Origin of the sequence: Flavobacterium chungbukense (assembly GCF_020805785.1) — a bacterium.
In the GTDB taxonomy this organism is placed as follows: Bacteria; Bacteroidota; Bacteroidia; order Flavobacteriales; family Flavobacteriaceae; genus Flavobacterium; species Flavobacterium chungbukense.
Genome location: NZ_JAJGZV010000002.1, coordinates 812,103 through 838,864, shown reverse-complemented (window position 1 = coordinate 838,864; position 26,762 = coordinate 812,103). Strand labels below are relative to the sequence as shown.

At 32.8% G+C, this 26,762-nt stretch carries 26 protein-coding genes; 8 read left to right on the top strand and 18 right to left on the bottom strand.

What is annotated here, in order from left to right; translation table 11 throughout:
* The first annotated feature begins 59 nt into the window (after nucleotides 1-59).
* Entirely contained in the window at nucleotides 60-575 is a 516-nt protein-coding gene (locus LL966_RS08935) for a hypothetical protein (RefSeq protein ID WP_229352536.1), read from the top strand.
* Nucleotides 576-647: 72 nt separating this feature from the next.
* Here LL966_RS08935 and LL966_RS08930 read toward each other — a convergent pair whose 3' ends face one another.
* Together LL966_RS08930 and LL966_RS08925 are read right to left on the bottom strand one after the other, a co-directional pair.
* Nucleotides 648-1,622: a TerC family protein gene (locus LL966_RS08930; protein ID WP_229352534.1), complete on the bottom strand. Its 975-nt coding sequence runs from the start codon at nucleotides 1,620-1,622 to the stop codon at nucleotides 648-650.
* A gap of 355 nt (nucleotides 1,623-1,977) precedes the next feature.
* On the bottom strand, nucleotides 1,978-2,994 hold the full coding sequence (locus LL966_RS08925; protein ID WP_229352532.1) for a glutamine synthetase beta-grasp domain-containing protein: 1,017 nt from the start codon (nucleotides 2,992-2,994) through the stop codon (nucleotides 1,978-1,980).
* Between the two features lie 431 nt (nucleotides 2,995-3,425).
* Here LL966_RS08925 and LL966_RS08920 point away from each other — a divergent pair, with 431 nt between their 5' ends.
* From LL966_RS08920 to LL966_RS08905, 4 genes are all read left to right on the top strand, one after another.
* Nucleotides 3,426-5,615 (top strand): glutamine synthetase III family protein, encoded by a 2,190-nt coding sequence (locus LL966_RS08920; RefSeq protein WP_229352531.1) that lies wholly within the window; start codon nucleotides 3,426-3,428, stop codon nucleotides 5,613-5,615.
* Between the two features lie 388 nt (nucleotides 5,616-6,003).
* Nucleotides 6,004-7,182, top strand: a complete 1,179-nt coding sequence (locus LL966_RS08915) for an AIR synthase related protein (RefSeq protein WP_229352530.1) — start codon at nucleotides 6,004-6,006, stop codon at nucleotides 7,180-7,182.
* Between the two features lie 86 nt (nucleotides 7,183-7,268).
* Nucleotides 7,269-7,625: a hypothetical protein gene (locus LL966_RS08910; protein ID WP_229352529.1), complete on the top strand. Its 357-nt coding sequence runs from the start codon at nucleotides 7,269-7,271 to the stop codon at nucleotides 7,623-7,625.
* A 24-nt stretch (nucleotides 7,626-7,649) separates the two neighbouring features.
* Nucleotides 7,650-8,189 carry a hypothetical protein gene (locus LL966_RS08905; protein ID WP_229352528.1) on the top strand — a complete coding sequence of 180 codons (540 nt, stop codon included), beginning with the start codon at nucleotides 7,650-7,652 and terminating at the stop codon, nucleotides 8,187-8,189.
* 34 nt (nucleotides 8,190-8,223) lie between these two features.
* Here LL966_RS08905 and LL966_RS08900 read toward each other — a convergent pair whose 3' ends face one another.
* Complete coding sequence (locus LL966_RS08900) at nucleotides 8,224-8,847, bottom strand: M949_RS01915 family surface polysaccharide biosynthesis protein (protein ID WP_229352526.1); 624 nt, start codon at nucleotides 8,845-8,847, stop codon at nucleotides 8,224-8,226.
* A 111-nt stretch (nucleotides 8,848-8,958) separates the two neighbouring features.
* On the opposite strand from LL966_RS08900, the gene LL966_RS08895 reads away from it, so the two are divergent.
* Nucleotides 8,959-11,286 carry a GH92 family glycosyl hydrolase gene (locus LL966_RS08895; RefSeq protein WP_229352525.1) on the top strand — a complete coding sequence of 776 codons (2,328 nt, stop codon included), beginning with the start codon at nucleotides 8,959-8,961 and terminating at the stop codon, nucleotides 11,284-11,286.
* Between the two features lie 161 nt (nucleotides 11,287-11,447).
* Complete coding sequence (locus LL966_RS08890; RefSeq protein WP_229352522.1) at nucleotides 11,448-11,891, top strand: hypothetical protein; 444 nt, start codon at nucleotides 11,448-11,450, stop codon at nucleotides 11,889-11,891.
* A 192-nt stretch (nucleotides 11,892-12,083) separates the two neighbouring features.
* Here LL966_RS08890 and LL966_RS08885 read toward each other — a convergent pair whose 3' ends face one another.
* From LL966_RS08885 to LL966_RS08820, 14 genes are all read right to left on the bottom strand, one after another.
* Nucleotides 12,084-13,940 (bottom strand): M61 family metallopeptidase, encoded by a 1,857-nt coding sequence (locus LL966_RS08885; protein ID WP_229352520.1) that lies wholly within the window; start codon nucleotides 13,938-13,940, stop codon nucleotides 12,084-12,086.
* A 109-nt stretch (nucleotides 13,941-14,049) separates the two neighbouring features.
* Complete coding sequence (locus LL966_RS08880) at nucleotides 14,050-14,328, bottom strand: DUF2805 domain-containing protein (protein ID WP_229352517.1); 279 nt, start codon at nucleotides 14,326-14,328, stop codon at nucleotides 14,050-14,052.
* A 121-nt stretch (nucleotides 14,329-14,449) separates the two neighbouring features.
* On the bottom strand, nucleotides 14,450-15,277 hold the full coding sequence (locus tag LL966_RS08875) for a sterol desaturase family protein (RefSeq protein WP_229352516.1): 828 nt from the start codon (nucleotides 15,275-15,277) through the stop codon (nucleotides 14,450-14,452).
* A 138-nt stretch (nucleotides 15,278-15,415) separates the two neighbouring features.
* A complete protein-coding gene (gene aqpZ, locus LL966_RS08870; RefSeq protein WP_229352514.1) occupies nucleotides 15,416-16,138 on the bottom strand; it encodes an aquaporin Z in 723 nt (240 codons plus the stop codon).
* Between the two features lie 28 nt (nucleotides 16,139-16,166).
* A complete protein-coding gene (locus LL966_RS08865) occupies nucleotides 16,167-16,523 on the bottom strand; it encodes a DoxX family protein (protein ID WP_229352513.1) in 357 nt (118 codons plus the stop codon).
* An 87-nt stretch (nucleotides 16,524-16,610) separates the two neighbouring features.
* Complete coding sequence (locus LL966_RS08860; RefSeq protein WP_229352918.1) at nucleotides 16,611-17,507, bottom strand: EamA family transporter; 897 nt, start codon at nucleotides 17,505-17,507, stop codon at nucleotides 16,611-16,613.
* Between the two features lie 225 nt (nucleotides 17,508-17,732).
* Nucleotides 17,733-18,872: a peptidylprolyl isomerase gene (locus tag LL966_RS08855; protein WP_229352512.1), complete on the bottom strand. Its 1,140-nt coding sequence runs from the start codon at nucleotides 18,870-18,872 to the stop codon at nucleotides 17,733-17,735.
* Nucleotides 18,873-18,903: 31 nt separating this feature from the next.
* Entirely contained in the window at nucleotides 18,904-19,980 is a 1,077-nt protein-coding gene (locus tag LL966_RS08850; protein ID WP_229352511.1) for a peptidylprolyl isomerase, read from the bottom strand.
* A 16-nt stretch (nucleotides 19,981-19,996) separates the two neighbouring features.
* Nucleotides 19,997-20,647, bottom strand: coding sequence for a gliding motility-associated peptidyl-prolyl isomerase GldI (gene gldI, locus LL966_RS08845; protein WP_229352510.1), 651 nt, complete (start codon nucleotides 20,645-20,647; stop codon nucleotides 19,997-19,999).
* Nucleotides 20,648-20,655: 8 nt separating this feature from the next.
* Nucleotides 20,656-21,660 carry a DHH family phosphoesterase gene (locus LL966_RS08840; protein ID WP_229352506.1) on the bottom strand — a complete coding sequence of 335 codons (1,005 nt, stop codon included), beginning with the start codon at nucleotides 21,658-21,660 and terminating at the stop codon, nucleotides 20,656-20,658.
* Between the two features lie 124 nt (nucleotides 21,661-21,784).
* The gene (locus LL966_RS08835; RefSeq protein ID WP_229352505.1) at nucleotides 21,785-23,029 is read right to left on the bottom strand and encodes a voltage-gated chloride channel family protein; all 1,245 of its coding nucleotides are present in this window, start codon (nucleotides 23,027-23,029) and stop codon (nucleotides 21,785-21,787) included.
* Nucleotides 23,030-23,211: 182 nt separating this feature from the next.
* Complete coding sequence (locus tag LL966_RS08830; protein ID WP_184164127.1) at nucleotides 23,212-23,595, bottom strand: RidA family protein; 384 nt, start codon at nucleotides 23,593-23,595, stop codon at nucleotides 23,212-23,214.
* Nucleotides 23,596-23,743: 148 nt separating this feature from the next.
* Entirely contained in the window at nucleotides 23,744-24,049 is a 306-nt protein-coding gene (locus LL966_RS08825) for a chaperone modulator CbpM (RefSeq protein WP_229352503.1), read from the bottom strand.
* Entirely contained in the window at nucleotides 24,039-24,965 is a 927-nt protein-coding gene (locus tag LL966_RS08820; protein WP_229352501.1) for a DnaJ C-terminal domain-containing protein, read from the bottom strand. Before LL966_RS08820 ends, LL966_RS08825 begins: the two co-directional genes overlap by 11 nt.
* Before the next feature lie 319 nt (nucleotides 24,966-25,284).
* Between LL966_RS08820 and LL966_RS08815 the strand changes: the two genes are divergently transcribed.
* Nucleotides 25,285-25,998, top strand: a complete 714-nt coding sequence (locus tag LL966_RS08815) for a hypothetical protein (protein ID WP_229352499.1) — start codon at nucleotides 25,285-25,287, stop codon at nucleotides 25,996-25,998.
* 161 nt (nucleotides 25,999-26,159) lie between these two features.
* On the opposite strand, the gene LL966_RS08810 is transcribed toward LL966_RS08815, so the two are convergent.
* Complete coding sequence (locus LL966_RS08810) at nucleotides 26,160-26,687, bottom strand: hypothetical protein (protein WP_229352497.1); 528 nt, start codon at nucleotides 26,685-26,687, stop codon at nucleotides 26,160-26,162.
* Nucleotides 26,688-26,762: the final 75 nt, after the last annotated feature.

The window sequence follows — 26,762 nt, the reverse complement described above, 5'->3', positions numbered from 1 at the left end:
CTTTTTTTGGTTTGATTTTTGGAATATCTTTATAGTATAATCCTTAAAAAAACAAGTTTATGAAAAAGATACTTACACTATTCGCTGTTGCTGGTCTAATGGCGTTTTCGAGCTGCTCAAACGATGATGATGTCGATAATGATACAATTCCTGAAGTTTTTCAAGTTAGAGGCGTGTCATTTACGCCTCAAAATGATTATAATCCAATTATTGATTTGAACCCTTCAATTTTTCCTGGTGATATGATATTAGTTTATCGTCAAGACGGGACTGATGGTGGAGCCCCTGTGTGGAAAATGGCGCCAGAGTTATACTATTTTGCTAATGGAACGTTGAATTTTGGTTATAATTTCAATTTTACGGTTAACGATGTTAGTATTTATATGGATGGGAATGATTTAGCAACAGTTGATAATCAATATAAGTTGAATCAAACATTTAGAATTGTAATTATTCCTGGATATGTTACTGGTGCTGCTAAGTCTGTTAATAAAGCAGATTATTCAGATTATAATGCTGTAATTGCTAAGTATGGTATTGATGATAGTAAAGTGAAAGAATTGAAGGTTAAATAATTTTATAAAATAAACATAAAAAAAAGGAAATCGAAAGATTTCCTTTTTTTTATGTTTATTTTTTTGAGAAACTTATTCTTTATCAGAATCAGAATCTGTCAAAACTTTTTCTTCTCCAAATTTCAGTGAAACCAAAATTCCAACTAATAGAGATAAAGCAATAAAACCTAAAGAAGCCCATTCTGGTACGTGAATCCAATCGTGTAATAACATTTTTAATCCAACGAAAGCTAAAATAGCAACCAAGCTGTATTCTAAATAACTGAATTTTGCCAACATATTTGCTAGGAAGAAATACATAGAACGTAATCCTAGAATCGCAAAAATATTAGAACTGAATACCAAAAACGGATCTTTGGTGATAGCAAGAATTGCCGGAACGCTGTCTACTGCAAATAAAACATCCATAACTTCAATAACAATTAAAGCTACAAATAATGGAGTTGCCGCTTTTTTTGCTGTGCTTGTTGAAATAAAAAATTTCTCTCCGTCCATTTCTGAGGTAATCGGAATAACTTTTCCTAAAGTTTTGTATACAAAAGAATCTTTCGGGTGGAAATCTTCGTCTTCGCCAGAGAACAACATTTTTGCTGCAGTGAAAAGCAGGAACAATCCAAATATATAAGTGGTCCATGCAAATTTGTTTATTAACATTACTCCAAAGAAAATCATTAAACCACGGAAAACAATCGCTCCCAGAATTCCCCAGAACAAAACACGATGCTGGTATTTTTGCGGGATTTTGAATGAAGCAAAAATGATGGCAATTACAAAAATATTATCTACGCTTAAAGAAAGTTCAATCAAGTAGCCTGTAATAAACTTCATTGAAGCTACTGCAGGTTTTAAACCGTCAGGATTTTCTATATAATCTGTGGTGTATAACCAATAAATTACACCAGAAAAAAGAAACGATAAAGTTACCCAGATTAAAGTCCATTTGCTGGCTTCTTTGGTGCTAATAATATGAGGTGTTTTGTTGAAGACACCAAGATCTAAAGCAAGAATAAAAACTACAGCAAGTAAAAAGAGAGTCCAGACTATCATAATGAATTTTTTAAATGATATACAAAGATAAGTTTTGAAGTTTAACTTAAAAATTAAATTTACCTTTAAAATTAAGGAATATTTGTTATTTGTAAAATGTTAATTATTACAGAGTTATATGTTTTTTATTTGATATATTTTTATTTAATCTGGCCTCCAGTCCAGCTCTACAATATATTTCGTTTCTTCGAAACTGTGAAGAGCCTTTGACTTTCGTTCTAAATTGTAAAGAACCTTAAGTTTGATTTATATTGTAGGGCTGGACTTCAGTCCTGTTCAATATGAGACTTAATTGGGTAAAAAAAAATGCCAGCAAATAATGCTGGCATTTTTAGAATATATTGTAAGCTTAAAATTATAGCGCTGATTTAACAGTTTTGATAATTCTAGCAGCAATTTTGTAAGGGTCTCCGTTTGAAGCTGGTCTTCTGTCTTCCAACCATCCTTTCCATCCTTTTTGAACAGTCATCAAAGGAATTCTGATAGAACATCCTCTGTCTGAAACTCCATAAGAGAAATCGTGGATAGAAGCAGTTTCGTGTTTACCAGTTAAACGTTGGTCATTGTAAGCTCCGTAAACTGCGATGTGCTCTGCAGTAACAGGACGGAAAGCCTCGCAAATTCTTTCGTAAGTTGCTTGGTCTCCACACGTTCTTAATACTTCGTTAGAGAAGTTAGCGTGCATTCCAGAACCATTCCAGTCTGTATCTCCTAGAGGTTTTGGGTGATATTCGATATAGTAACCATATTTCTCAGTCAAACGGTCTAATAGGTAACGAGCAACCCAGATTTCGTCTCCAGCTTTTTTAGCACCTTTAGCGAATAATTGGAATTCCCATTGTCCACAAGCAACCTCTTGATTGATTCCTTCGAAGTTGATTCCAGCAGCGATACATAAATCAGCATGCTCTTCAACTAATTTTCTTCCGTGTGTGTTTTTTCCACCTACTGAACAGTAGTACATTCCTTGTGGAGCAGGATATCCTCCAACTGGGAAACCAAGTGGAAGTTGAGTTTTAGTATCCATGATGAAATACTCTTGTTCGAAACCAAACCAAAAATCATCATTATCATCATCAATTGTAGCTCTTCCGTTAGAAGGGTGTGGAGTTCCGTCAGCATACATAACTTCAGACATTACTAAGTATCCATTGATACGAGTTGGATCTGGATAAATTGCAACAGGAACTAAAAGACAGTCAGAAGAACCACCTTCAGCTTGTTTAGTTGACGAACCATCAAATGACCAGTTTCCAAGTTCTTCTAATGTTCCTTTGAAGTTTTCGTGCTCTTCAACTTTAGTTTTACTTCTAAGATTTTGAGTTGGTTCATATCCATCTAACCAAATGTACTCTAACTTAATTTTAGCCATAATAATATAAATTAATTTTTTTGTTTTTTTTTCGTTGGGTCAAATATAGATTTATTTTTTTAGTCCTAAAAATTAGGGGGCTATTTTGTTTATCTAAGTATAATTTTTTGGATAAGCGCAATTTTGGCAGGGGTATATTTTAAAAAAAGCAATTTTAGTGAGGTTAAAAAAATAAATTCGTAATAATTACGGCACTTTTTTGAGTTTCTGAGTTAAGGAATTATGAAAAAATGTTTATTTAATCAATATTACCGCACAGTTTTGTTATATTTATTTGCTTTGTATTCATTATTCTTCGAAAAAAGCATATTCTATTGAAAAATTGTAGTTCAAAAATCTAAAATTTATATTCAAAACAGGCTTATTTATTGTTTATATTTGTTCCTCATTTTTTTAATGAAAATTATTACGAATTTAAAATATAGATAACCATGTCAACATTACGTTTCCAAGCTTTACAAGAAGCTTCTAACAGAAAGCCGGTTCACTTTGAAGAAATTGATAGAAAATCGAATCTTTTTGGTTCAAATGTGTTTAATGAAAAAGCAATGAAGCAATATTTAACTTCGGATGCTTTAAAAGGAGTAAGAGATGCTATTCAGCATGGAACTAAAATTGACAGGAAACTGGCAGATTACATTGCCATGGGAATGAAAGAATGGGCATTGGCAAAAGGAGTTACACATTATACACACTGGTTTCAGCCTTTAACAGGAACAACAGCAGAAAAACACGATGCTTTTTTTGATACTTCTTATGATGGAAGTGATCCTGTAGAAAAATTTGGCGGAGCGCAATTGGTACAACAAGAGCCAGATGCATCTAGTTTTCCTAATGGCGGAATCAGAAATACGTTTGAAGCTCGAGGTTATACCGCTTGGGATCCAACTTCTCCAGCATTTATATATGGTACTACTTTATGTATTCCGACCGTTTTTATTGCCTATACAGGTGAAGCTTTAGATAATAAGATTCCTTTATTAAGAGCATTATCTGCAATTGACGAAGCGGCGACAGAAGTTTGTAAATATTTTGATAAAAACGTAAAAAAGGTAACGGCTACTTTAGGATGGGAGCAAGAATATTTCTTGATTGATAAAGCTTTGGCAAATTCGCGTCCAGACTTAATGATGACAGGAAGAACTTTATTAGGACACACTTCTGCAAAAGGACAGCAATTAGACGACCATTATTTCGGATCTATACCAACTCGCGCTCTTACTTATATGAGAGATTTAGAGCAGGAATGTATGTTGCTAGGTATTCCGGTAAAAACACGTCATAATGAAGTGGCACCAAATCAGTTTGAGTTGGCACCAATTTTTGAGGAAACTAATTTAGCAGTAGACCACAACTCTTTATTAATGGATGTGATGCAGAGAGTGGCAGAGCGTCACGATTTTAAAGTGTTATTTCATGAAAAACCATTTAAAGGAGTAAACGGTTCAGGAAAACACAATAACTGGTCATTGGCTACAGATACTGGAGTTAACTTGTTGAGTCCAAGTAAAACGCCAATGAGCAATTTACAATTTTTGACTTTCTTTATTAATACCATAAAAGCGGTTAATGATTATGAAACTTTATTAAGAGCTTCAATTGCAACAGCAAGTAATGACCACAGGTTAGGAGCAAATGAAGCACCGCCAGCTATTATTTCTGTTTTCATTGGAGCACAATTGTCAAAAGTTTTACTTGAATTAGAAAGTGTAACAACTGGAAAACTTTCTCCTGAAGAAAAAACAGATTTGAAATTGAATGTTGTAGGTAAAATTCCAGACGTATTATTAGATAACACAGATCGTAACAGAACTTCTCCATTTGCTTTTACAGGAAATAAATTTGAATTTAGAGCTGTTGGTTCTAATTCAAACTGTTCAAACGCAATGACAACTTTAAATGCAATCGTTGCAAAACAATTGATCGATTTTAAAAATGAAGTCGAGAATCTGATTGAGAATAAAGACATGAAAAAGGACGATGCTATTTTTAATGTTTTAAGAGAATACATCAAACAGTCTAAGAAAATTCTTTTTGAAGGTGACGGTTATAGCGATGCATGGGAAAAAGAAGCTGCAAAAAGAGGTTTAAGCAATTTTAAAACTACTCCGGAAGCTATAAAAGCTAAAGTTTCTAAACAAGCTTTGGATTTGTTTGAAGAATTAGGAATTTTTAACCACGTTGAAGCCGAAGCACGTTACGAAATTGAATTGGAAGAATACACTAAGAAAATTCAGATTGAGGGAAGAGTTTTGGGAGATATTGCCAGAAATCATGTTATTCCGACTGCCATTCGTTATCAGAATACTTTAATTGAAAACGTTAAAGGATTAAAAGAAATTTTCGGAAAAGAGTTTGAGACTATCGCTAAAGAGCAGATTACTTTGATTAAGGAAATTTCAGGTCATATCGAAGGAATTAATACAAAGGTATTGGCTATGACAAATGAAAGAAAAAAAGCCAATCAATTGACTGACGCTCAAAAAATGGCAGAAGCGTATTGCAATAAAGTAAAACCATATTTTGAAGATATCCGTAATCATTGTGATAAATTAGAACTATTGGTTGATGACGAAAGTTGGACGCTAACTAAATACAGAGAGCTATTATTTACAAAATAATTGAATATAATTTTCTGAAAACCTGTCTGTTTGGGCAGGTTTTTTTTATGAAATAAAATTTTAGGAAACTTAAATAAGTAGTTTTATTCTTGTAAAATTTTTGAAGCGTATTTGTAATTTATCGAGATAATTTGCATTTCATCGAAAAGAAAGTGTTGTTTTTAAAAATAGTTACTAGTAGTGCAACTGACTTTGAGGAAGTTTTCTAATTTTAATCAAGAATTTAAAGAAAATAAACAAGAAATACCACAATAACCAACATAATTTAATCTGTGAAAAATCGGCGATATTCCAATCTGCCGATTTTTTTATGAATCAAATATTCGAATAAGCTAAAGAATTAAAAAAAGGGATTATCTTTGCACCACATCAACACAAACTAATTTTCATGAGTTCAGATTCTAGCAAAAGGTACGCACAAAGAGGTGTTTCGGCATCAAAAGAAGACGTACATAACGCCATTAAAAACATTGACAAAGGTTTATTTCCACAGGCATTCTGTAAAATTGTTCCAGATTATTTGACACAAGATGCAGATCACTGTCTTATTATGCACGCCGATGGAGCAGGTACAAAGTCATCTTTGGCTTATATGTACTGGAAAGAAACAGGAGATTTGTCTGTTTGGAAAGGAATTGCTCAAGATGCGTTAATTATGAATATTGACGATTTATTATGTGTTGGAGCAACCGATAATATTTTGCTTTCTTCAACTATTGGAAGAAACAAAAACCTAATTCCAGCCGATATTATTTCGGCAATTATCAACGGAACAGAAGAATTAATCAACGAATTAAAATCTTTTGGAGTGACGATCCACTCTACAGGAGGCGAAACTGCCGATGTTGGAGATGTGGTTCGTACTATTATTGTAGATTCTACTGTTACGGCTCGCATGAAACGTGCAGATGTTGTAGATAATGCAAACATCAAAGCAGGAGACGTAATTGTTGGTTTGGCTTCTTTTGGACAAGCAACTTACGAAAAAGGTTATAACGGTGGAATGGGAAGTAACGGACTTACTTCTGCACGTCATGACGTTTTCGGAAAATATTTGGCTAAAAAGTATCCAGAAAGTTACGATGCAGCGGTTCCAGAAGAATTGATTTATTCTGGACAAGTAAACCTAACTGATGAAGTTGAAAATAGTCCAATTAATGCGGGACAATTGGTACTTTCTCCAACAAGAACTTACGCGCCAATTATTAAGAAAATTTTAGATAAATATACTCCAGAAGATATTCACGGTATGGTGCATTGCAGCGGTGGTGCTCAGACTAAAATTTTACATTTCGTAAAAGATTTACACATCATAAAAGACAATTTATTTCCAGTTCCGCCATTGTTTAAGTTAATCCAAGAGCAATCAAAAACGGATTGGAAAGAAATGTACCAAGTATTCAACTGCGGTCATAGAATGGAAATTTATGTTCCTGAAAATATAGCACAAGACATTATTGAAATCTCAAAATCTTTCAATGTAGATGCTCAAATCGTAGGTAGAGTAGAGGCTTCAGAAGAGAAGAAACTGACTATTACCAGCGAATACGGAACATTCAACTATTAAAAAAATAACCATATAAGTGATATAAGTTCAGTTTAGTTTTTTAAATATGGACTTATATCACTTATATGGTTTAAAAATATTTTACTATGTACGAATTACTTTTTTGGAAATATCTAGACGAAATCTACTTGAACAATCAGGAAGTTTATGAAGCGCTTATAGAGCAACAAGAAGTAGAAGGTTTAGTCGTTCTTGAAATTGAAGTAATTGTAAACAGAATTAATTCGGTCTTTTCGGATTGGGAAAGAGTGGATGAAAACAGCTGGAAAAATCCAAAAGGAAAAGGTGCATTTCAAGTTATTACAACACCTCAAAGTGTAAAAATTGACTGCTACGGAACAGAAGGAAAAACCATGAATAAATTAGTAGATGTCATGGAAGAATTCAAATGTCCACTTTACGATCCGCAAGTTCCGGAGCGTTATGATGAAATGAGCGAATAGTTTTCATTTATAATAAAATGTAAAATGAAAAAAGCACTTGTTTTTGTTTGTGTTATCTTCTTAAGTGTTTTGATTGCTACACTTTTCGGAGTTTTACACAATCAATTCACGTATACAATTTCTGAAGAATTTTTTACAGAATATCTGTTTGAGAAATTTGGTTTTGTGGAATATGGCAGAAATACACCAAGATTAACAGCTTCAATAATTGGTGTGTGGACTGTTTGGTGGATTGGTTTATATGCAGGTTTTATCTTTGGTTTTATCGGATTTTTTAGTTCTAATACAAAAGAAATGATAAAAAGTATTAGTGAAGCAGTTATTATAATGTTGCTTACAACAATAATAATCGGTTTACTAGGATTATGTTATGGATTTCTAGGTTTTTCAAGTTTAGAGTCAACTTGTTGTTTTCCTCTTCCAATTAAAAATGTGAAAAATCTAATTGCAGTTTCTGAAATGCATAAATTTAGTTACGCTGGAGGAGCAATCGGAGCTATTCTTGGAGTTTCATGGCAAATAAAGATGCTATTTAAAAATAAATTTAAAAAGGATAAAATCTGAGTTCTCAAAATAATATCAATTATCAATTATTTCTTTATCCATTTTTTAAAAGCAAATTCTGTTCTTTTCTTAATCTTATAACTAGTTGATCGATGTAAGTTTTTATTTTCTGCGGAAGCATATTCCAATTTTGATCCTTTTTAAAACTTCTGCAATCATCTAAATCACATTCAACAGCGCGGATTACATATTTTTTATTTTTATAAACGGTAATAATCTTTACACGTCTTATTTCTCCGTACTCAGTTTTTGATCCATAAACAACAACGGGATCAATATAACCGTCTCCATCAAGATCTTTTGTACTGCAATATTTTGTCCAAAACCAAAGCGTAGTTTCTTTCGGAATATAATCTTCTAGTAAATCATTAATTCTCCATTTTTCTAAGAAACCGCCATGATCATTCATAACGCAAATTGCTTGAATTTTGGTATTTAAAGTATCTTTTTTGGAAATTGTTTTTTGATTTTCGGTAAAAACTAAATCGTAGATACCGCTTTTATCTTGAAATTCAATTGCTTTGTAAATCGGGAAATCTGAAACTTCGTTAAGTTCTCTCTGAATAATTTGCTCTTTTGATAACTTGTAGCTTTCTGTTTTTTGAGAAAATACAGTTAATGAGTAAATTAAAAATAGAAGTAAAATATACTTTTTCATCAGGCGTTTATTTTTTTGCATTTCAAAGATATTCAAATGTATTTGGTTTAAAATTTAAATTTTATTGTAATTTTCTAAACTAAAAATAATTATAAAAAAGACTTTCTTAATATGTTGCAAAAAACTCCTTTTTGTTTTGTAGCTGGAGCATTGTTATTTGCTTTTTCTATTTCTACAAATGCACAGAAAAAAAACAGCGATCAAAAAAATCTAATCCAATACGTTGATCCAATGATTGGAACAGCAAAAATGGGACATACATATCCTGGCGCAACCGTGCCTTTTGGGAGCGTGCAGTTAAGTCCAGAAACCGATACAATCGCTTACGGATTAAATGGAAAATATAATGGTGAAGTTTACAAATACTGTGCAGGTTATCAATACGAAGATAAAACGATTGTAGGTTTTAGTCATACTCATTTTAGTGGAACAGGACATTCTGATTTGGGAGATTTCTTAATCATGCCAACAACAGGAAAACTGCAATTAAATCCAGGTATTGCTTCAAAACCACAGTCGGGTTACAGATCAGCATTTTCACATTCTACAGAAAAAGCAGAACCAGCGTATTATAGCGTTTTTCTAGAAGATCATAAAATTAAAGCAGAATTGACGGCAACAACTCGTGTTGGAATGCATCAATATACTTTTCCAAAGTCTAATGAAGCTCATATTATTTTAGATTTGACTTCTGGAATTTACAATTATGATAAAAAAAACGTTTGGACTTTTGTAAGGATAGAAAATGATACGTTAATAACGGGGTACCGTCAAACAAACGGATGGGCGAGGACTAGAACGGTTTATTTTGCAATGTCTTTCAATAAACCTATTAAAAGTTACGGACAGGCACCTCTAGAAAAAAGTGTTTACAGAGGTTTTTGGGGAAGATTTGATCAAACAAAAAACTTTCCAGAAATGGCAGGACAAAACCTAAAATTGTTCTTTGACTTTGATACCAATGAAGGCGAAAAAATCAAAATTAAAATGGCGCTTTCGCCTGTAAGTTCAGCGGGAGCATTAGAAAATATGAAAAAAGAAATTCCGAGTTGGGATTTCGAAAAGGTAAAAAAACAAAGTCAGGAAGTTTGGAACAAAGAATTGAATAAAGTTCAAGTTGAAACGATTCAAAAAGAAGATTTAGTTAATTTTTACACGGCAATGTATCATGCCTTTTTGGGCCCGACAGAATACATGGATTTGGATCGAAATTATAAAGGCCTAGATATGAATGTGCATAAAGCGGAAAACTTCACCAATTATACCAGTTATTCACTTTGGGATACTTATCGTGCTTTGCATCCTTTATTTAATATTGTACAGCCCAAAAGAAACGCCGATATGGTAAGTTCAATGTTAGCTCATTCAGATCAAAGTGTGCATAAAATGTTGCCGATCTGGTCGCATTACGCCAACGAAAATTGGTGCATGATTGGTTATCATTCGGTTTCGGTTGTGGCAGATGCGATTGTAAAAGGGAATATTAGTTTTGATGCCGAAAAAGCGCTTCAAGCTTGTGTCAATACTGCAAAAGTACCTTATTACGATGGATTGGAATTTTATATGGATAAAGGATATGTTCCAGAGGATAAAAATGGTTCTTCGGTTTCTAAAACTTTAGAGTATGCCTATGACGACTGGGCAATTGCGCAGGCTGCAAAGAAATTAGGAAAAATGAATATTTATAATGAATTCATCGCAAGATCTAAAAATTATAAAAATGTTTACGATGAAAAAACAGGTTTCATGCGTCCAAAATTAAATGACGGCACTTTCAAAAAAGAATTTGATCCACTTGATACGCATGGACAAGGATTTATTGAAGGAAATTCATGGAATTATAGTTTGTATGTTCCTCAAGATCCTGCTGATATGATTAAAATGATGGGAGGAAACGAAAAGTTCAAAGTTCGTTTAGATTCATTATTCAATATGCATCTTCCTGACAAATATTTTGAAAATACAGAAGACATTACAAGAGACGGAATTATAGGAAACTATGTTCATGGAAATGAGCCTTCTCACCACGTTGTTTATTTATACAATTGGACCGATTCGCCTTGGAAATCGCAAGATAAAATCAGAATGATTTTGAAAAAAATGTACAGAAACGGTACTGATGGTTTAGGCGGAAACGATGATTTTGGACAAATGAGTGCTTGGTATATTTTTAGCAGTTTAGGGTTTTATCCTGTTGCGCCAGGTTCTGACGAATATGCTTTAGGAAGTCCACTGATAAAAAATGCAATTTTAAACTTAGAAAACGGAAAAACGTTTGAAGTTGCAACAGTCAATCAATCGGATAAAAATGTATTTGTTTCGAAAGTACTTTTAAATGGAAAAGAAGTTTCTAAACCTTTCTTAAAGCACGAAGATCTTATAAATGGAGGAAAAATTACTTTTTACATGACGAGTAAACCGAATAAAAAGAAATATTAAAGGTACTGAGGTTCTAAGATTCTGAGGTGCTAAGTTTTTTTCTTTTAGTAATTATCACCCTGAGAAAGAGCAAAATTAAAATTCAAGAAAATTTGTGCAATTCGTGGCGGAACAACAAAAAACTTCACGAAATTTGCATTTCAAATAAAGAAAAACGAAATATGAAAATAAATTTAAAATCAGGAATTGATAAATTGCTTTTCGGAATGAAGCAGAATGATGTAACAGCTGCTTTAGGAAAACCTGATAAAAATTATAAAGATGAAGATGATAATGTGATTTTTGTTTATAATGCACACAAAATCAGATTGACATTTTATGAAGAAGAAGATTTAAAATTGGGTTATCTTGTAGCTTCAAGCAATGATCTAGAAATTTTCGGATTCAAATTAATCGGAAGAAAAATTGCTGATGTGAAGAAAGATTTAGCAACAAAAGGTATTACGAAATTCAATCAGGAAACTTTTGATACGTTCGAAAATTACTTCAACGAAGACAATTGGTTTATTCTTCAAACAGAGTATGATGAAGTGGTGAAATTTGAGATTGGCGCTATCATCAATGATAAAGATGAATTTGACTGGAAATTTCCTGTAAAGAAGTAAGATTTTAAAAGCTTTGTCAAAGTTTTAAACTTTGACAAAGTTGAGATACAATATTGTCAGGCTGAGCGAAGTCGAAGCCCCGCAAGCCAATCACAGCGTGGGGACTTCGACTTCGTTCAGTCTGACAAAACTAAACTCATAAAAAAAAACCGACAATCACTTGTCGGTTTTTTTTTATGAGTTTAAAAGAAATTATCCTTTTAACCATGCATTTTTAAGTTTGTCTTTTGAAGCATCAGTTGCTTTAAAAGTTTCTGCTTCTTCGTATGGTAATTTTACAGTTCCTTTAATTGTTTCTTCTTTAGTACCACGTTTTATTTTCAGTGTAATTGGATCGTTTTCTTTCCAGTTTTCACTTTCTGTAATCAAATCATAAATGTTATCTAAATTGTATGATTTGCTGTTTACCGTTAAAATTTTATCGCCACCTTTTAAGTTAAGGCTTTTAAAGAATTCAATTGATTCTGACTCAGGGCGAACAGTAATTTCTTTTGTTGCTTTATCGATCGTAACATTTGGAGTTTGACCTTTTATGAAAGGATTTCCAGGTTTTTTCTCTGTAGCTTTTGTAACACCAACTTTAGCTAAATAAAAATCGTAAGGAATTGGAGTCGTTCCCGCTACATATTTGTTTAAGAATTCTCCAACTTCAGGATATGTTAATGATGTAATTTTAGCAAACAATTCGTTATCGTTAAATGGTTTTTCAACACCATATTCATCAGATAATTTGTGCATTAAATCCAAGATACCTCTTTCTCCATTACTTTTTTCTCTAATGATAATATCAATACACATACCGATTAAAGCTCCTTTCTGATACACATTTAAATATTGATCTTTATAAGGTTGCTCTAGTACATTTTTACTCATTAAAGTAAATGACATGGTATCGTCTAATCCTTTTGCTTGATCTATTTTATCTGCAATACGAGTGTAAAATTCAGCTTCATCAATCAAACCTTGATTGATTTGGAAAAGATTAGCAAAATATTCTGTTACACCTTCATACATCCATAAATGCTCAGACATTTTTGGAGCATTATAATCAAAGAACTGAATTTCTTTTGAGTGAATGGTCAATGGCGTAACAATGTGGAAGAATTCATGCGAAACAACATCTTTCATAGATTCTACCAATTTTTCTTTTGGCATTGATTCTGGTAAAACTACCGTTGTAGCAGTAGGATGTTCTAAAGCTCCGAAGCCGTGAGCATCATCTTTTGCCATGCTTGATAAGTACAATAAAACAGTATATTTTTTAGTAGAATTTACTTTTCCTAAAAAGTTTTTCTGCGCCGTCATCATGGTTTTCATTTCTGGCGTTATGCTTTCTGCAGTAAATTTTCCGGTTGGAGAATAAACAGCAATCAAAATATCCATTCCATTTACATTAAAAGTAGTGTAATCTGGTTTGGCATACATAATTGGATTTTCTACTAAAATGGCATAACGAGAAGTTGAAAATACATCTGAAGTGTTACTAGCATCTTCATCAGTCATAGAAGTTGCGCCCCATAGTGTTTCAGGATGAGTAATGGTAACTTTGTAAGGGACGTCTAGTTTATCTTGAAAATATCCAACAAATCCATGAGTATTTAACATGAAGTTTTTGCCTGCATCAATGTTAGTTCCTGCTGGAGAAAAAACATCGTCATTGCCAAATCCAGTTCCTTTTTCAGTATCAAAAGTATCGTTTACTAAATAAGTAATTTTCTTTAAGGTCTTAGCATTAGAAATTGACCAAGAGTTGTCGTCTAATCTTTTTACAGTCAATGCAGTTCCTTTAGCATCAAATGCTTTAAAATCTTCAGCATATTTTCCGTAATTATCTGTAGAATAAGTTCCAGGAACTGTTTTCGGAATACTATAAACAATTTCATCAGTTTTAATTGCTGGTGGCGTTACCGTTACCAGTACTTTATCGTCTTTAACGTCGGTTAGATTGATATTAACTTCTACCGTATTGCTTTTTGCGGCACCAGTGCTTCCTGTTTTACAGCTCCAAAATGTAACCGCTAGAGCTAAGGTGTAAAGTATTTTTTTCATTTGTATATATTTAGTTAATAGTATTTGTCACAAAAATTATCGAAAAGTTACTAAAAAATAACAATAAATTTAAAATAAAAAAAACTCCTGAAAACAGGAGCTTAAAAGTTTAGTCTAGTTTATTTTTTATATAGTATTTTCCATCCAAATCTTCATCAAAATCATCTATTTTTACTGGTTTTGGTTTTGGTTTGTTTGCGATTGCCTTCTTTTTCCACATCTCAAATTTTTCAAGAGGCATCTTCTTTTTCATGATTTCCAGAACTTCTTTTTCTGCTAATCCAAATTCTTTTTTTATAATTTCAAATGGATTTTTTTCTTCTAAAGCTAACGAAACAAGTTTTTCAGTTTGCTCCCAAGTCAATTCTTTGCGGCTACTCTTTTTCATCACGTGAAAATTAATTCAAAATAGGGTGTTAATTATTAATAGATTGATTCTCAATTTATGTATCAATATTAAAAAAAAAAATAATAAGTTGTTTCGGTAGAGTATATTTTTTTTAATGTTTTTAACTGTTTTTGAAGGATCGTGATTTTTCAAATGGAATTTTTAACAGATTCTTCAGCCTATTGTTTTCTTCTGGCTTCATGTGTGTATCAACGCCATATATCAATTGATCTTTTGGTAAATAGGTAAAAGTTCCGAAAAGTCTGTCCCAAACCGAAAATATATTCCCATAATTGCTATCTGTATAAGGCAGGACATAATGATGATGTACTTTATGCATGTTAGGAGAAACGATGAAATAACTTAGAAAGATATCCAGTTTTGTCGGCAACGAAATATTGGCATGATTGAATTGCGAAGCAACAACGGATAAGGATTGATATAAGAAAACCATCCACATTGGAGAGCCAACAATTAAAACGCCTAAAGTGGTAAAAATAAATCGAATAACGCTTTCGCCAGGATGGTGTCTATTGGCAGTTGTAGTGTCGATCCATGTATCGGTATGATGCACTAAATGAAATTGCCATAGATATTTGAATTTATGCTGAACGAAATGTGCGAGATAAGCACCAATTAAATCCAATAGTGATAGACCAATTATGGTGTAAAGCCAAACAGGCATTGCAGGCAGCCATTGTAAAATTCCAAAATGATTTTCTGTTGTCCAGCTTGCTGTTTTTATTAAAATGAAAGCCAAAATAAAATTGACAACAATTGTGGTGAAAGTAAAGAAGAAATTTATTCCAGCGTGAGGCCATTTTTTATACTGCATTCTGAATAGAGGAAAAGAATTTTCTATTAACCAGAAAATCGTAATTCCGCCAACAAGAATAAGGCTTCTGTGTGAAGATGGAATCGTGCTGAAGTAAGAAATAATTTCGTTCATAATATAAATATTTGAGTTGAAATACCGTTTTCTTGTCGATTTTTTCCAACGAAAAAGAGAAAATCAAATATAAATATATCTGATTTTCTCTTTCGAAATAAAATTATGGGTTAATTTATAATTATTATGACCTAATTTTTATAATACTATTTTTTCGGGTTCACCCTCTCGATGCAATAGATTTTTATAAATAAATCCTCCTGCGATGGCACCCAAAATTGGAGCTGCCCAGAAAAGCCAGACCTGAGATAATGGTTCGCCTCCTGTAAAAACTGCCTGAGAAAGTGATCTCGCTGGATTTACAGAAGTATTTGTAATTGGAATACTAACTAAATGGATCACAGTCAATGTTAAACCAATTGCAATACCGCAAAAATTACTATTAGCAAATTTGTCTGTTGAACCAAGAATGATTAAAATAAATAGCAGGGTGAGAACAAATTCTGCAATAAATGCAGCCTGTAAAGAATAGCCGTCTGGAGAAAATGCTCCAAAACCATTTGAAGCAAATGCTCCAGCTTTAGTGTTGTCAATTACGAAACCAGCTTTTCCAGAAGCAATAGTATATAATGTACCAGCTGCGGCTATAGCTCCAATACATTGAGCTATTATGTACGGAATAAGATCTTTAATCGGGAATTTTCCTCCTGCCCATAATCCAAAAGAAACCGCAGGATTAAAATGTCCACCAGAAATGTGTCCAACAGCATAAGCCATAGCCACTACTGTTAAACCAAATGCAAGGGCAACACCTGCAAATCCGATTCCTAATTCCGGATAACCTGCAGCAAATATGGCACTTCCGCAGCCCCCAAAAACAAGCCAATAAGTTCCGAAGAACTCAGCAAATAATTTTTTCATAATAAAATAATTTAATTAATGGTTAATGTTAGAATATATATTGGGATGCCCAATAAATCAAAATAATTTGTAAGGGCAAACGTACAAATAAAATCCATCTTGGTAAACCAAAACCTGCTTTTTTATTTTGAAACATGTAGATATTTGCAGGAAAAATAGCGATAAGTAAGACTATAATTCCCCAGGCGGCGAAAGTTGTTGTGGCAGGTAAAATAAGGAGCAGACCTAAAATTATTTCAGCAGCTCCACTCAAAATATTTATTAATTCTGGGTTTTTAAATACTGGCGGAATGATTCTAATGTACATTCCAGGTTTTCTAAAATGATTAATACCAGCAAGAATATATAAAAACGCCATTAAATATAAATGCCAAGGTAAAGTCATGATATTGTATTGTTTATCACGAATTTATAAAAAAATTAACAATTATTGCATTACAGAAGTGCTTTTTTTTAAAATGCTTATTTTGAACTATTTTTTTGACTTAAAATTTACATTCATAATAATTATGGCAAGAATAATTAATACGATACCAACCCATTGAGAAAAGATTACTTTCTCGTTTAATAAAATATAAGCCATCATTACAGAAACAGGCAATTCTAGAGCAGAAACAATGCTTCCTAATCCAATTCCTGTAAGAGGAAAACCTATATTCATTAACATTGGCGGAATTATAGTTCCGAACAATGACAATACAATTCCCCATTTTAAGAAAATTTCAAGATTAAAAGGAGTAACTTGAGTAACAAATGCAAAAGAAAAAACTATAATTGATCCTCCTAAAAGCATATAAAGACTTCTTTGGGCAGACGAAATCTCAGTTGCCACACGATTTGCAGTAAACATTGTTGTGGTAAAAGACGCAGCAGCCATAATTCCCCAAGCTAAACCTCTCCAGTCTAATTTGATGTCACTATTAATTAGGTTTGTTGCTAGAACAGTTCCGAAAAGAACAATAAAAACAGCAATTACTTTTTGTTTAGAAGGTAATTTTTTTTCTAAAATCATTTCGAGTAAAACCCCCATCCAAACAGTTTGCATCAATAAAACGATTCCAATAGAAACAGGAATGTATTTTACAGCCAGATAATAAAATAAACTGGTCATTCCTAAAGAAGTTCCAGCAAGCATTAAACTAAAGATGTTTTTAGGAGTCGCTTTAACCGCCTGATTTTTATTTTTAATTCTCTGAAAAAGATTAATTAAAAGAATACCAGTAATTCCGTAGATAAATTGAGAGGTTGTAACTTCTGCAGTAGTGTATCCTTCACAGTAAGCCATTTTTACAAAAGTGGCCAACATTCCGTATGTTGTTGCACCTAAAGCAACCAGAAAAACACCTTTTAATACATTGTTTTGAGACATCATAATTTATCTAATTTTAAAAATTCAAGCCGGCAAAGGTAAGCTATTTTGTTTAGGATTTTATAGCACTATGTTGAGAATAATGATTTAATGGCAATAAAGCTGATTTTTAAAGTCTTGAAATAAGAATTCTTTAAAAAGTAGAACTTCATATAAAAAGAAAAAACCATCAAAAATAATTCTGATGGTTTTTTATGAATAAAGAATAAATATTCTCTTATTTAATTAATTAGGCTGATTTTGATAGGTTTCGATTTCAAAAATCAAAGTAGCATTTGGTGGAATAACTCCTCCGGCACCTTTTTCTCCATAAGCTAAATTAGAAGGAAGGAAGAAGATTGCTTTTTCTCCGTCTGTCATCATATCAAGAGCTTCAATAAAACCAGGAATCATACCGTCTTTTTTACCAACTTCAAAAGGAAAAGCTTTGTAACCGCCTTGAGCATCTCGGTTTGCATCATACTTTCCATAAGTTTTCGCTACGCTTGCCATACTACTGTCAAATAAATTACCGTCTTCAAAGTATCCTGCATAATGGAAATAAATATTTGATCCTTCAGCGCCTTTAATTCCAGTTCCTTTTTTTGTAATAACATACTTTAAACCAGATGCAGTTGTAGTGGCTTTTGCTTTTGTTGCTGCGAAGTAAGCTTGTTTAGTTGCTACGACTTTTTTAGCTTCTTCTTTTTGCAATTCTCCTTTTTTCATCTCGTCATTGAAAACTTTTACTGCATCAAATTTTTTAGCGGCAGCTCCTTTGCGAGTAATTGTAATTTTAGTAATAATATCATCCTGAACAATTTTATTCACATTGTCCATACCAGAAACTACATGTCCAAAAATAGTATGTTTCCCATTTAACCAAGGAGTATCTTTGTGCGTAATAAAAAATTGGCTTCCGTTTGTTGCAGGGCCAGAATTTGCCATGGCTAAAACGCCGCCTTTTTCAAATTTCAATTCTGGAACAAATTCGTCTTTAAAAGAATATCCTGGACCTCCAGAACCATTTCCGTCTGGATCACCTCCTTGAATCATAAAATCGTTGATGACTCTGTGGAATTTTAAACCATCATAAAATGGCTTTCCTTTCAGTTTTTCTGCTTTCACAAAAGGATTTTTCCCTTCAGCTAAAGAGATGAAATTTGCCACAGTTACAGGAGCTTTTACATATTCTAAAGAAAGAACAATATCTCCTTTGGTAGTAGAAATTGTTGCAAAAATTCCGTCTCCTGGATTTGGTTTTGCTGCAGGTTTTGCCGTCGTCGTCGTTTTTGCTTTTGCCGCAGGTTTAGCTGCAGGTTTTTTAGTTTGTGCTTGAATATTTACTATTGCCAAGCAAAATAAAAATAAGAATTTAAACTTCATTACTTTGATATTTAAGTCTGTGAGTTACTTTTTATGGTTTCTCTGTAATTTGGATTTCAAAAATGATATTTGCATTTGGCGGAATTACTCCTCCAGCTCCAGTTTCTCCATAAGCCAAATGAGATGGAATGAAAATAACTGCTTTGTCTCCTAATGAAAGTTGCTCAATTCCTTCAATAAAACCTGGAATTAAACCTTCTTTGCTTCCAACTTTAAAAGGAATTGGTTGATATCCATTTTGTGCTGCTCTTGCAGCATCAAATTTTCCGAATTGTTTTGCGACATCTTCTATACTTGTATCAAATAAAGTTCCATCTTCAAGAAAACCAGCGTAGTGAACATATATTTGACTTCCTGCTGCAGGTTTTTTACCAGAACCTTTTTCAGTAATTGCAAATGCTAAACCGCTTGTTGTTTTAGTTGCTGTTGCTTTTAAAGCAGCATAAGAAGCCACTTTTTCTTTTTGAACTGCTGCTGCTTTTAACTGCTCTTTTGAAATGTCAGCAAAATAATCGTGGAATACTTTTACAGCGTCAAATTTCTTTGCTGCTTCACCGTTTCTGATGATGGTTACAGCAACAATATTATCGCCTTGAACTACTTTATTTACTACTTCTTGTGTTTTTGCATCCACGACGTGTCCGAAGATAGTATGTTTATTGTCTAACCAAGGAGTTTCAACGTGTGTGATAAAAAATTGGCTACTGTTTGTTCCAGGTCCGTTATTAGCCATTGCTAAAACTCCAGCTTTATCAAATTTTAGATCGGAAAATTCATCTTTAAATTTATAGCCTGTATCTCCAGAACCTGTTCCTAAAGGATCACCAGTTTGAATCATGAAATTTTCAATAACTCTGTGGAATTTTAAACCATCAAAAAAAGGCTTCTTTTTTAGATTTTCGTGTGTTACAAATTCACTTTTGCCTTCAGCTAAAGTAACAAAGTTTGCAACTGTAATAGGAGCTTTTTTATAGTCAAGTTCTACAATGATATGACCTTTGTTTGTTTCGATATCGGCATATAAACCATCTGGTAAATTACTGTGATCGTCTTTACAAGAATAAAATGAGCTAACGGCTATTAGTAATAATAAAATAATCTTTTTCATTTTAAGATATTGTTTTTTATGGAGTTAATGTGTCTTTTTTAGCTGGTGCAACTGGTTTTGAAGCTGCAGGTTTTGGTGTTGTTGTTTTTGGAGCTTGTGCTGCCGCAGTTTGAGCTGCTGGATCTGGAACAAAATTTCTCAATGTGACAGTTACCATTAAAGGTTCGTTTGTTCCGATTTTTTTATTGTCTCCATGATAACCGTAAGCCATGTGTGAAGGAAATAAAAAAGTTACCGTTTCATTTTTGTGCATTCTTTTAATTCCATCACGAAGCCCCATCATGATATCTTGTTTGTCTACATAATAAGTTTGCGGACCAAGGTCAGATTCAGAATAAATAATTTTGCCTTCAAGATCTTTTACTTCCATGTTGAAGTATGCAATATCTCCTTTTCTCGGCGCAGCAGTTTCAGTAGTATTTCGTTCTTCATAATTAAACCAATATCCTTTTGGAGTAGCGTAATACTTTACTTTCGGATTGGTTTTAATTATTTTTTTAATGATGTCTTCTTCGCTAGCCACTAATTTTTTATTTCGATCTGCTGATTTTTTCATGAATGTTCCTGAAGCGCTAGAAATAGGTCTTCTGGCTTCTTCATGATGCTTACAGCTGATTAATAAAGCAGCAAAAAGCAAACTGTAAATACTCAATTTTAGGTTATTCATTGATTGGGCTATAAGGTTAGTTTTTTTACTAAATCTTCAAATTTTTGAACTGTTTCTTCCATCGAAATTTCTGATCTTCCACCAGCTGCATTGCTGTGTCCGCCTCCATTAAAATGATCTCTCGCAAATTGATTCACATCAAAACCACCTTGAGAACGGAAAGAAATCTTGATAATTCCTTCGTCTTTATTTTCGATAAAAATAGCAGTAAAAAGAATATCTTTTATACTTAATCCATAATTAACAATTCCTTCTGTATCACCTTTAACATAATTAAAAGAATCTAGTTCCTCTTGTGTTAACGTCATATAAGAAGTTTTATGTTCCTCGAAGATCTTCATATTTTGCAAAGCACGGCCTAAAAGCTGTAATCTGCTGAAAGAACTGTTGTCGAATAACAATACCGGAATCTGCGTATTTTCAACTCCTAAGTCAATTAATTCTGCAATAATTCTGTGAGTGTTTCCGGTTGTTCCAGGAAAACGGAATGAACCTGAATCGGTTAAAATTCCAGTATAAATACACGTAGCGATAGTTTTATCTATATCTTCTCTTTTATTTAAGAAATTGATGAAATTATAAACCATTTCGCAAGTAGAGCCATAAGCTGTATCAGAATACATGTAAGTGGCATAATCATCAGGTTTTTGATGATGATCGATCATGATGAAAGTTGCTTTCAGCTTCGCTAAAGTATGTTCCATTTCACCAGTGCGATGAAAAGCATTAAAATCAAGCGTAAAAATAATATCGGCTTCTTCTAAAATCTGTGTAGAAATCTCAGTTTCTTTTTCGAAGATTTTTACGGTTTCTGATCCTGGAAGCCACGCTAAAAAATTAGGAAAATCATTAGGAGCAATTACTGTTGCCTGATGATTATTTTTAATTAAAAAATGGTACAAACCTAATGTTGATCCCATTGCGTCACCATCTGGTCCTCTATGCGGAATAATGGCAATTTTCTTTGGGCTTGCGAGTAACAATTGAATCGCTTGAATGTCTTGTATTTTCATAGTGTGCGAATTTACATTTTTTTAATGTAATGCTGAAAATAATTTTAGTATTCAAGTGGCAGTATTCAGTGTTCAGGTTTTAGTGTTCAGTCACAGTTCTCAGTTTAGTTTGGAATTTAGGATTTTAAAAATTGGGATTTAATCTCTGGTATAATTTATATTTAGCGCCTTTTACAATTTGAGATTTATAAATTCCAACAGAACCAGAAGAGAAATAAGCGATTGTACAGGCGATAGCAATAAAAATTCCAGGAGCAATTCCGAATAATTCCATTCCCATAATAGTGCAGGCAATAGGAGTGTGGGTTGCGCCAGAAAAAACAGCAACAAATCCGATTCCGGCTAAAAGTGCAATTGGCATCGGAATTACAGTCGATAAAGCACTTCCTAAAGTAGCACCAACAAAAAATAATGGAGTTACTTCGCCACCTTTAAAACCAGCTCCTAAAGTAAATCCTGTAAATAGTATTTTTAGCAAAAAATCGTACCATTCGTTTGGAGTTGAAAAAGCTTCAACTATTACAGGAACTCCTAATCCTGAGAATTTTGTAAAACCAAAACCAGCAATTGCAATAGCTAAAACCACGCCGCCAATAACGGGACGAAGCGGTGGATATTTAATGTTTTTTGAAAAAAGAGAACCCCAAAAATGAGTGCTTCTTGCAAATAATAAAGCAGCAAAACCCGAAAGAATACCAACAATTATGGTAAAAATGATATTTTTTAAACTAACTTCAGGAATTACGGGAATGCTATAATGTGTATGTTTTATTTCCCAGAATTCTACTGTAAAATAAGCTGCGTAAGCCACTAGAAAAGAAATTAAGATGCTTTTTAAATTGATTTTACTGAAGTATAAAACTTCCAAAGCAAAAATGGCACCTGCCAAAGGCGTTCCGAAAACAGAAGCAAAACCTGCACTGATTCCAAGAATAATTAAAATTTTACGTTCAGAGTTTTCGAGTTTGAAAAGTCTGGTGAATTGATCTGCAATTGCGCCGCCCATTTGTACTGCAGTTCCTTCTCGGCCAGCAGATCCTCCAAATAAGTGTGTAAGTAACGTTCCTAAAAGAACTAAAGGAGCCATTTTAAAAGGAATCACTTTCTTAGGATTTTCATATTCTTCTAAAAGTAAATTATTTCCTTTTGATACAGATTCTCCCCAATAATAATAACTCAAACCAACCAAAAATCCGCCGAAAGGCAAAAGCCAGATAATCCAATCGTGCTGAATTCTAAATTGAGTAACCCATTCTAAAGAAACTAAAAAAAATGCAGAAGCAGATCCAGAAAGAATACCAATTAAGGCACAGATAAGAATCCATTTAGGAAGATCAAGAAAGAATTGTTTTGGATTTTGGAAAGTCATTAATGAATTCTAAAAATAGTTTGCCACGAATTTCGCCAATTTTCACGAATTAAAAGAAAAAATAATCATTTTAAATCCATTATCCCTATAGCTATCGGGAGTGGCAAAAAGAAAAAAATTAGTGCGAATTAGTGACCCGAGCGATAGCGAACAGGCGAAGCAAATTCGTGGCTAAAAAAAGATTACTGAACAACAGCAGTAAATTCAATTTCAACCAAATATTCTGGCGCAACTAATTGATTGATTCCATAAAAACCTGTTGTTGGTTTTACATCTTTAAAGAAAGCAGCATGCGCTCTCGCCACTTCTTCAAAAGTAGAAACATCAGTCGTAAAAATTCGAGTTCTGATTACATCTTTAATGCCAACATTTAAATCTTCTAAAACTTTTTCAACACGTTCAATTATATTATAAGTTTGAGCATAAGCGTCATCTGCTTTTACTTTGTCACCGTCAACGATAGCAACAGTTCCAGAAACTTCAATGATATTTCCAATTCTTACGGCACGACAATATCCCATTTTGTCTTCCCACGGAGATCCAGTCAAGATGTTTTCTCTTTTCATTTTTTATAATTTGTGAATTTGTTTGTTGTGTTTTAAAAGCAAATTCAGGTTGATTAATAGGTCGCAATTTACTAATTATGGTTCTGAAAGAAGCTAAAAAAAGCTTGAAATCAAGTCGGAAATCAAGCTTTTTTGTGATATTAAAATGTTATTCGTTTTCTTTTTGTTCGTAAAGACGAAGCTTATTTTGTATCGTATTTAAATTTTTTTGTAAAGCCTCGATTTTATTCAAAAGATTTGAAATTGCATCAATTCCTTCCATGTTGATTTTAAGATCATAATGCATTCGGATCATTTTTTCTACTGTAGGAATCTGTTCCGGTTCAAGGTATTCATCATTTTCTTCTGTAATAATATGAATAAGTCCGTAATTATAAAGTTCTGTTATAAAAGTGTTTTCAATTTCGTGGTACAGACAAAATTGTTTTATATGGATTAGATTTTTATTTTTCATGGCTTCTTAGTTTAGCTAATTCTTCAAATAATTCTTTTTCTTTGTCTGACAATTTTGTTGGAATTTTGATAGTATAAGTGATATACAAATCGCCAAATTGATTTTCTTTTTTATAAATAGGAAAGCCTTTTCCTTTCAATTTTACCTTTGTTCCAGGCTGAGTTTCTGCGGGAACTTTAATTTTTACTTTTCCATCGAAAGTATTGATGAAAGTTTCTCCACCTAAAACCGCAGTGTATAAATCTAAAGGCGCATCTGCGTACAAATTATTGCCTTCACGTTTAAAATCTGAAGTATTGGCGATAGAAAAAGTGATAAATAAATCTCCGTTTGGACCGCCATTTACGCCCGGTCCGCCATGATTTGGAATTTTAATAATCTGTCCGTTTTCTACCCCAGCCGGAATTGTAATTCGGATATTTTTTCCGTTAACAGTTAAGCTTTGTTTGTGAGTGTTGTAAGCCGATGCGAGATCTAATTCGAGTTCGGCATTAAAATCTTGTCCTCGATATTTAGACTGTGATCTGCTTTTTCCGCCGCCATACATCGAATTGAAAAAATCTGAAAAATCGCTTCCAGAAAAGTCGCCGCCTCCAAAACCAGAAAAATCACCTCCCGAATATTGTGAACCGCTTTGTTGTCTGCTCTGTTGTTGATTCGGATCGTAACCTGCTTTTTCGAATTCGTTGGCATGTTTCCAGTCTTTTCCGTATTTATCATATTTTTTACGATTTTCGGGATTGCTCAAAACTTCGTTTGCTTCGTTTATTTCTTTAAACTTTTTCTCCGCTTCTTTATCATTCGGATTCAAATCAGGATGGTATTTTCTAGCCAGTTTTCGGTATGCTTTTTTGATTTCTGCTTCGGTCGCAGCTTTAGTAACATCTAATACTTTGTAATAATCGATATAATCCATTTTTATGAGATTTTATAAATGGTAAAATAAAGTATTGAAGTTAAGAATAAGTTGTTAATAATCAAAATGATGAATTTGATATTAATGTTAAAAATAAAGTTTTTAAAACTGAATTTTTGGAATTTGGAATTTTAAAAATTGAATATTATTTTTTGCGAAGTAAAAAATCTTGGCAGGTTTTTTGATTCCAAAAATTAGCTTAATTTATTGTTATAAAACTCCTAAAGTTGCCGAGCCTAATTAAATTATACTATTTTTGTGATGCTGGACTTTTGATTTTTGTATTAATTATAAAAGCCGATTCGATAAAACTATTTCAATGAAGCACATTTTATTATTCATATTGTTTCTTACTGCAATGTCAGTATCAGCCCAAGCCGAATTTAACTCAAAATTCAAAGCTATTCCGGCACCAAAATTTAGCGCAAAACCTAAAAAGACTCCAATTCCAGAAGTCAAAGATCCGCAGGCAGATGTAAGCGATATCCCAGCTATTAAGACACCGAATGTTTTTGAAAATACTACGATAACTCCAAAATCTAAATTTCAGATTGGAGAAGAAAAAAGCAAATTTACCATGTCTACAGAAACTGATTTTGCTAATCCTGGCGATCGTTATGTAGCAAAAATGGAAAAGGATTTAAACAAAGCCTTAAAAGATGCAGGTTTACGTGAAGGGAGAGGAACATTAGTTAAAAGAAATATTTCGCTTGGGGATTTTAAAACCAAATCGGAATACTTTATAGTGAAATTTCGTGATTTTGGAGCAATTGATGGCGATTTAGTCAAAGTGTCTTCAAACGACGCTGTAATTAGAGATCGTATTTTATTAGATGCTAGTTTTCAGCAGGTAAAAATTGATCTTAAACCAGGATTTAATAAATTAGATTTCGAAGCTTTAAATATCGGTACACTTGGTGGAAACACTGCCGAAATACAAGTCTATGATGATAAGGGTGCATTGGTTACAAATGATTATTGGGACAATCTCGCCGCTGGATTTAAGGCGTCAATCGTCGTGACGAAAGAGTGATTTTTTAAGTTGCTAAGATACTGAGGTTCTAAGGTTCTAAGTTTTTTTCTAAACTTTAAGGATTAACAAAAAAAAAAGAAGGTTCTGATTTTCAGAGCCTTCTTTTTTTTCTCAAGATAAAATCTTAGAACCTCAGTATCTTAGAAACTTAGCACCTCAGATTAAAATGGATCCGCAGTAACTCTAAATTTCATGTTTGCTTTTACAGTAACATCTTTGGTTAAAGTTTCTTTTAATGTTACTTGAGTTCTTATTTTATAACTATCTGCTTTAATATATTGGTCTAATTTTTTATCTGTGCAAATCAAATCGATTGTATTTGTTGTAACATTGATATTGTCTTGATAAGCCAATTCGATTTCATCAGAATTATTAGTTGAAATATATAAGTGAACCGATTTTAAAAAAGTAAAAGTCTTATCAGAAGGATCTGCAATAGTTAGTTTCAGCGATCTGATTTTTACATCTTTCACTAAACTTGCCTTTGTTTTGTTGTTTTCAAATTCTGCCGAAGAATTGGTTGTAACTTCTGGAGTGATTATTTCCGAAGGCAGATTAATAGGTGAAGAACTTTTAATTTTAATAGAAGCTTCGTTTGAAATACTGAAACTTAGTAAATCATCAACCGCGTCACAAGACGTTAAAAAAATAGACATGATAACAGTCAGGGCAATAAATTTTGATTTCATAGTTAAATTATAATTGGGTTTTTTGTTAAATACGAAATAATTCAGTTTTTGGATTTTTTTGCGAAGATACTAAGT

Bases quoted from the DNA above. Each gene is read 5' to 3' on its own strand.
- LL966_RS08935 (WP_229352536.1), top strand. From the start codon at position 60: ATGAAAAAGATACTTACACTATTCGCTGTTGCTGGTCTAATGGCGTTT.
- LL966_RS08890 (WP_229352522.1), top strand. From the start codon at position 11,448: ATGAAAATAAATTTAAAATCAGGAATTGATAAATTGCTTTTCGGAATG.
- LL966_RS08835 (WP_229352505.1), bottom strand. From the start codon at position 23,029: ATGACTTTCCAAAATCCAAAACAATTCTTTCTTGATCTTCCTAAATGG.
- LL966_RS08820 (WP_229352501.1), bottom strand. From the start codon at position 24,965: ATGGATTATATCGATTATTACAAAGTATTAGATGTTACTAAAGCTGCG.
- LL966_RS08810 (WP_229352497.1), bottom strand. From the start codon at position 26,687: ATGAAATCAAAATTTATTGCCCTGACTGTTATCATGTCTATTTTTTTA.
- LL966_RS08825 (WP_229352503.1), bottom strand. From the start codon at position 24,049: ATGAAAAATAAAAATCTAATCCATATAAAACAATTTTGTCTGTACCAC.
- LL966_RS08830 (WP_184164127.1), bottom strand. From the start codon at position 23,595: ATGAAAAGAGAAAACATCTTGACTGGATCTCCGTGGGAAGACAAAATG.
- LL966_RS08930 (WP_229352534.1), bottom strand. From the start codon at position 1,622: ATGATAGTCTGGACTCTCTTTTTACTTGCTGTAGTTTTTATTCTTGCT.
- LL966_RS08895 (WP_229352525.1), top strand. From the start codon at position 8,959: ATGTTGCAAAAAACTCCTTTTTGTTTTGTAGCTGGAGCATTGTTATTT.
- LL966_RS08885 (WP_229352520.1), bottom strand. From the start codon at position 13,940: ATGAAAAAAATACTTTACACCTTAGCTCTAGCGGTTACATTTTGGAGC.
- LL966_RS08875 (WP_229352516.1), bottom strand. From the start codon at position 15,277: ATGAACGAAATTATTTCTTACTTCAGCACGATTCCATCTTCACACAGA.
- LL966_RS08925 (WP_229352532.1), bottom strand. From the start codon at position 2,994: ATGGCTAAAATTAAGTTAGAGTACATTTGGTTAGATGGATATGAACCA.
- LL966_RS08920 (WP_229352531.1), top strand. From the start codon at position 3,426: ATGTCAACATTACGTTTCCAAGCTTTACAAGAAGCTTCTAACAGAAAG.
- aqpZ (WP_229352514.1), bottom strand. From the start codon at position 16,138: ATGAAAAAATTATTTGCTGAGTTCTTCGGAACTTATTGGCTTGTTTTT.
- LL966_RS08865 (WP_229352513.1), bottom strand. From the start codon at position 16,523: ATGACTTTACCTTGGCATTTATATTTAATGGCGTTTTTATATATTCTT.
- LL966_RS08900 (WP_229352526.1), bottom strand. From the start codon at position 8,847: ATGAAAAAGTATATTTTACTTCTATTTTTAATTTACTCATTAACTGTA.
- LL966_RS08910 (WP_229352529.1), top strand. From the start codon at position 7,269: ATGTACGAATTACTTTTTTGGAAATATCTAGACGAAATCTACTTGAAC.
- LL966_RS08815 (WP_229352499.1), top strand. From the start codon at position 25,285: ATGAAGCACATTTTATTATTCATATTGTTTCTTACTGCAATGTCAGTA.
- LL966_RS08855 (WP_229352512.1), bottom strand. From the start codon at position 18,872: ATGAAGTTTAAATTCTTATTTTTATTTTGCTTGGCAATAGTAAATATT.
- LL966_RS08850 (WP_229352511.1), bottom strand. From the start codon at position 19,980: ATGAAAAAGATTATTTTATTATTACTAATAGCCGTTAGCTCATTTTAT.
- LL966_RS08860 (WP_229352918.1), bottom strand. From the start codon at position 17,507: ATGTCTCAAAACAATGTATTAAAAGGTGTTTTTCTGGTTGCTTTAGGT.
- LL966_RS08840 (WP_229352506.1), bottom strand. From the start codon at position 21,660: ATGAAAATACAAGACATTCAAGCGATTCAATTGTTACTCGCAAGCCCA.
- LL966_RS08880 (WP_229352517.1), bottom strand. From the start codon at position 14,328: ATGAAAAAGAGTAGCCGCAAAGAATTGACTTGGGAGCAAACTGAAAAA.
- gldI (WP_229352510.1), bottom strand. From the start codon at position 20,647: ATGAATAACCTAAAATTGAGTATTTACAGTTTGCTTTTTGCTGCTTTA.
- LL966_RS08915 (WP_229352530.1), top strand. From the start codon at position 6,004: ATGAGTTCAGATTCTAGCAAAAGGTACGCACAAAGAGGTGTTTCGGCA.
- LL966_RS08905 (WP_229352528.1), top strand. From the start codon at position 7,650: ATGAAAAAAGCACTTGTTTTTGTTTGTGTTATCTTCTTAAGTGTTTTG.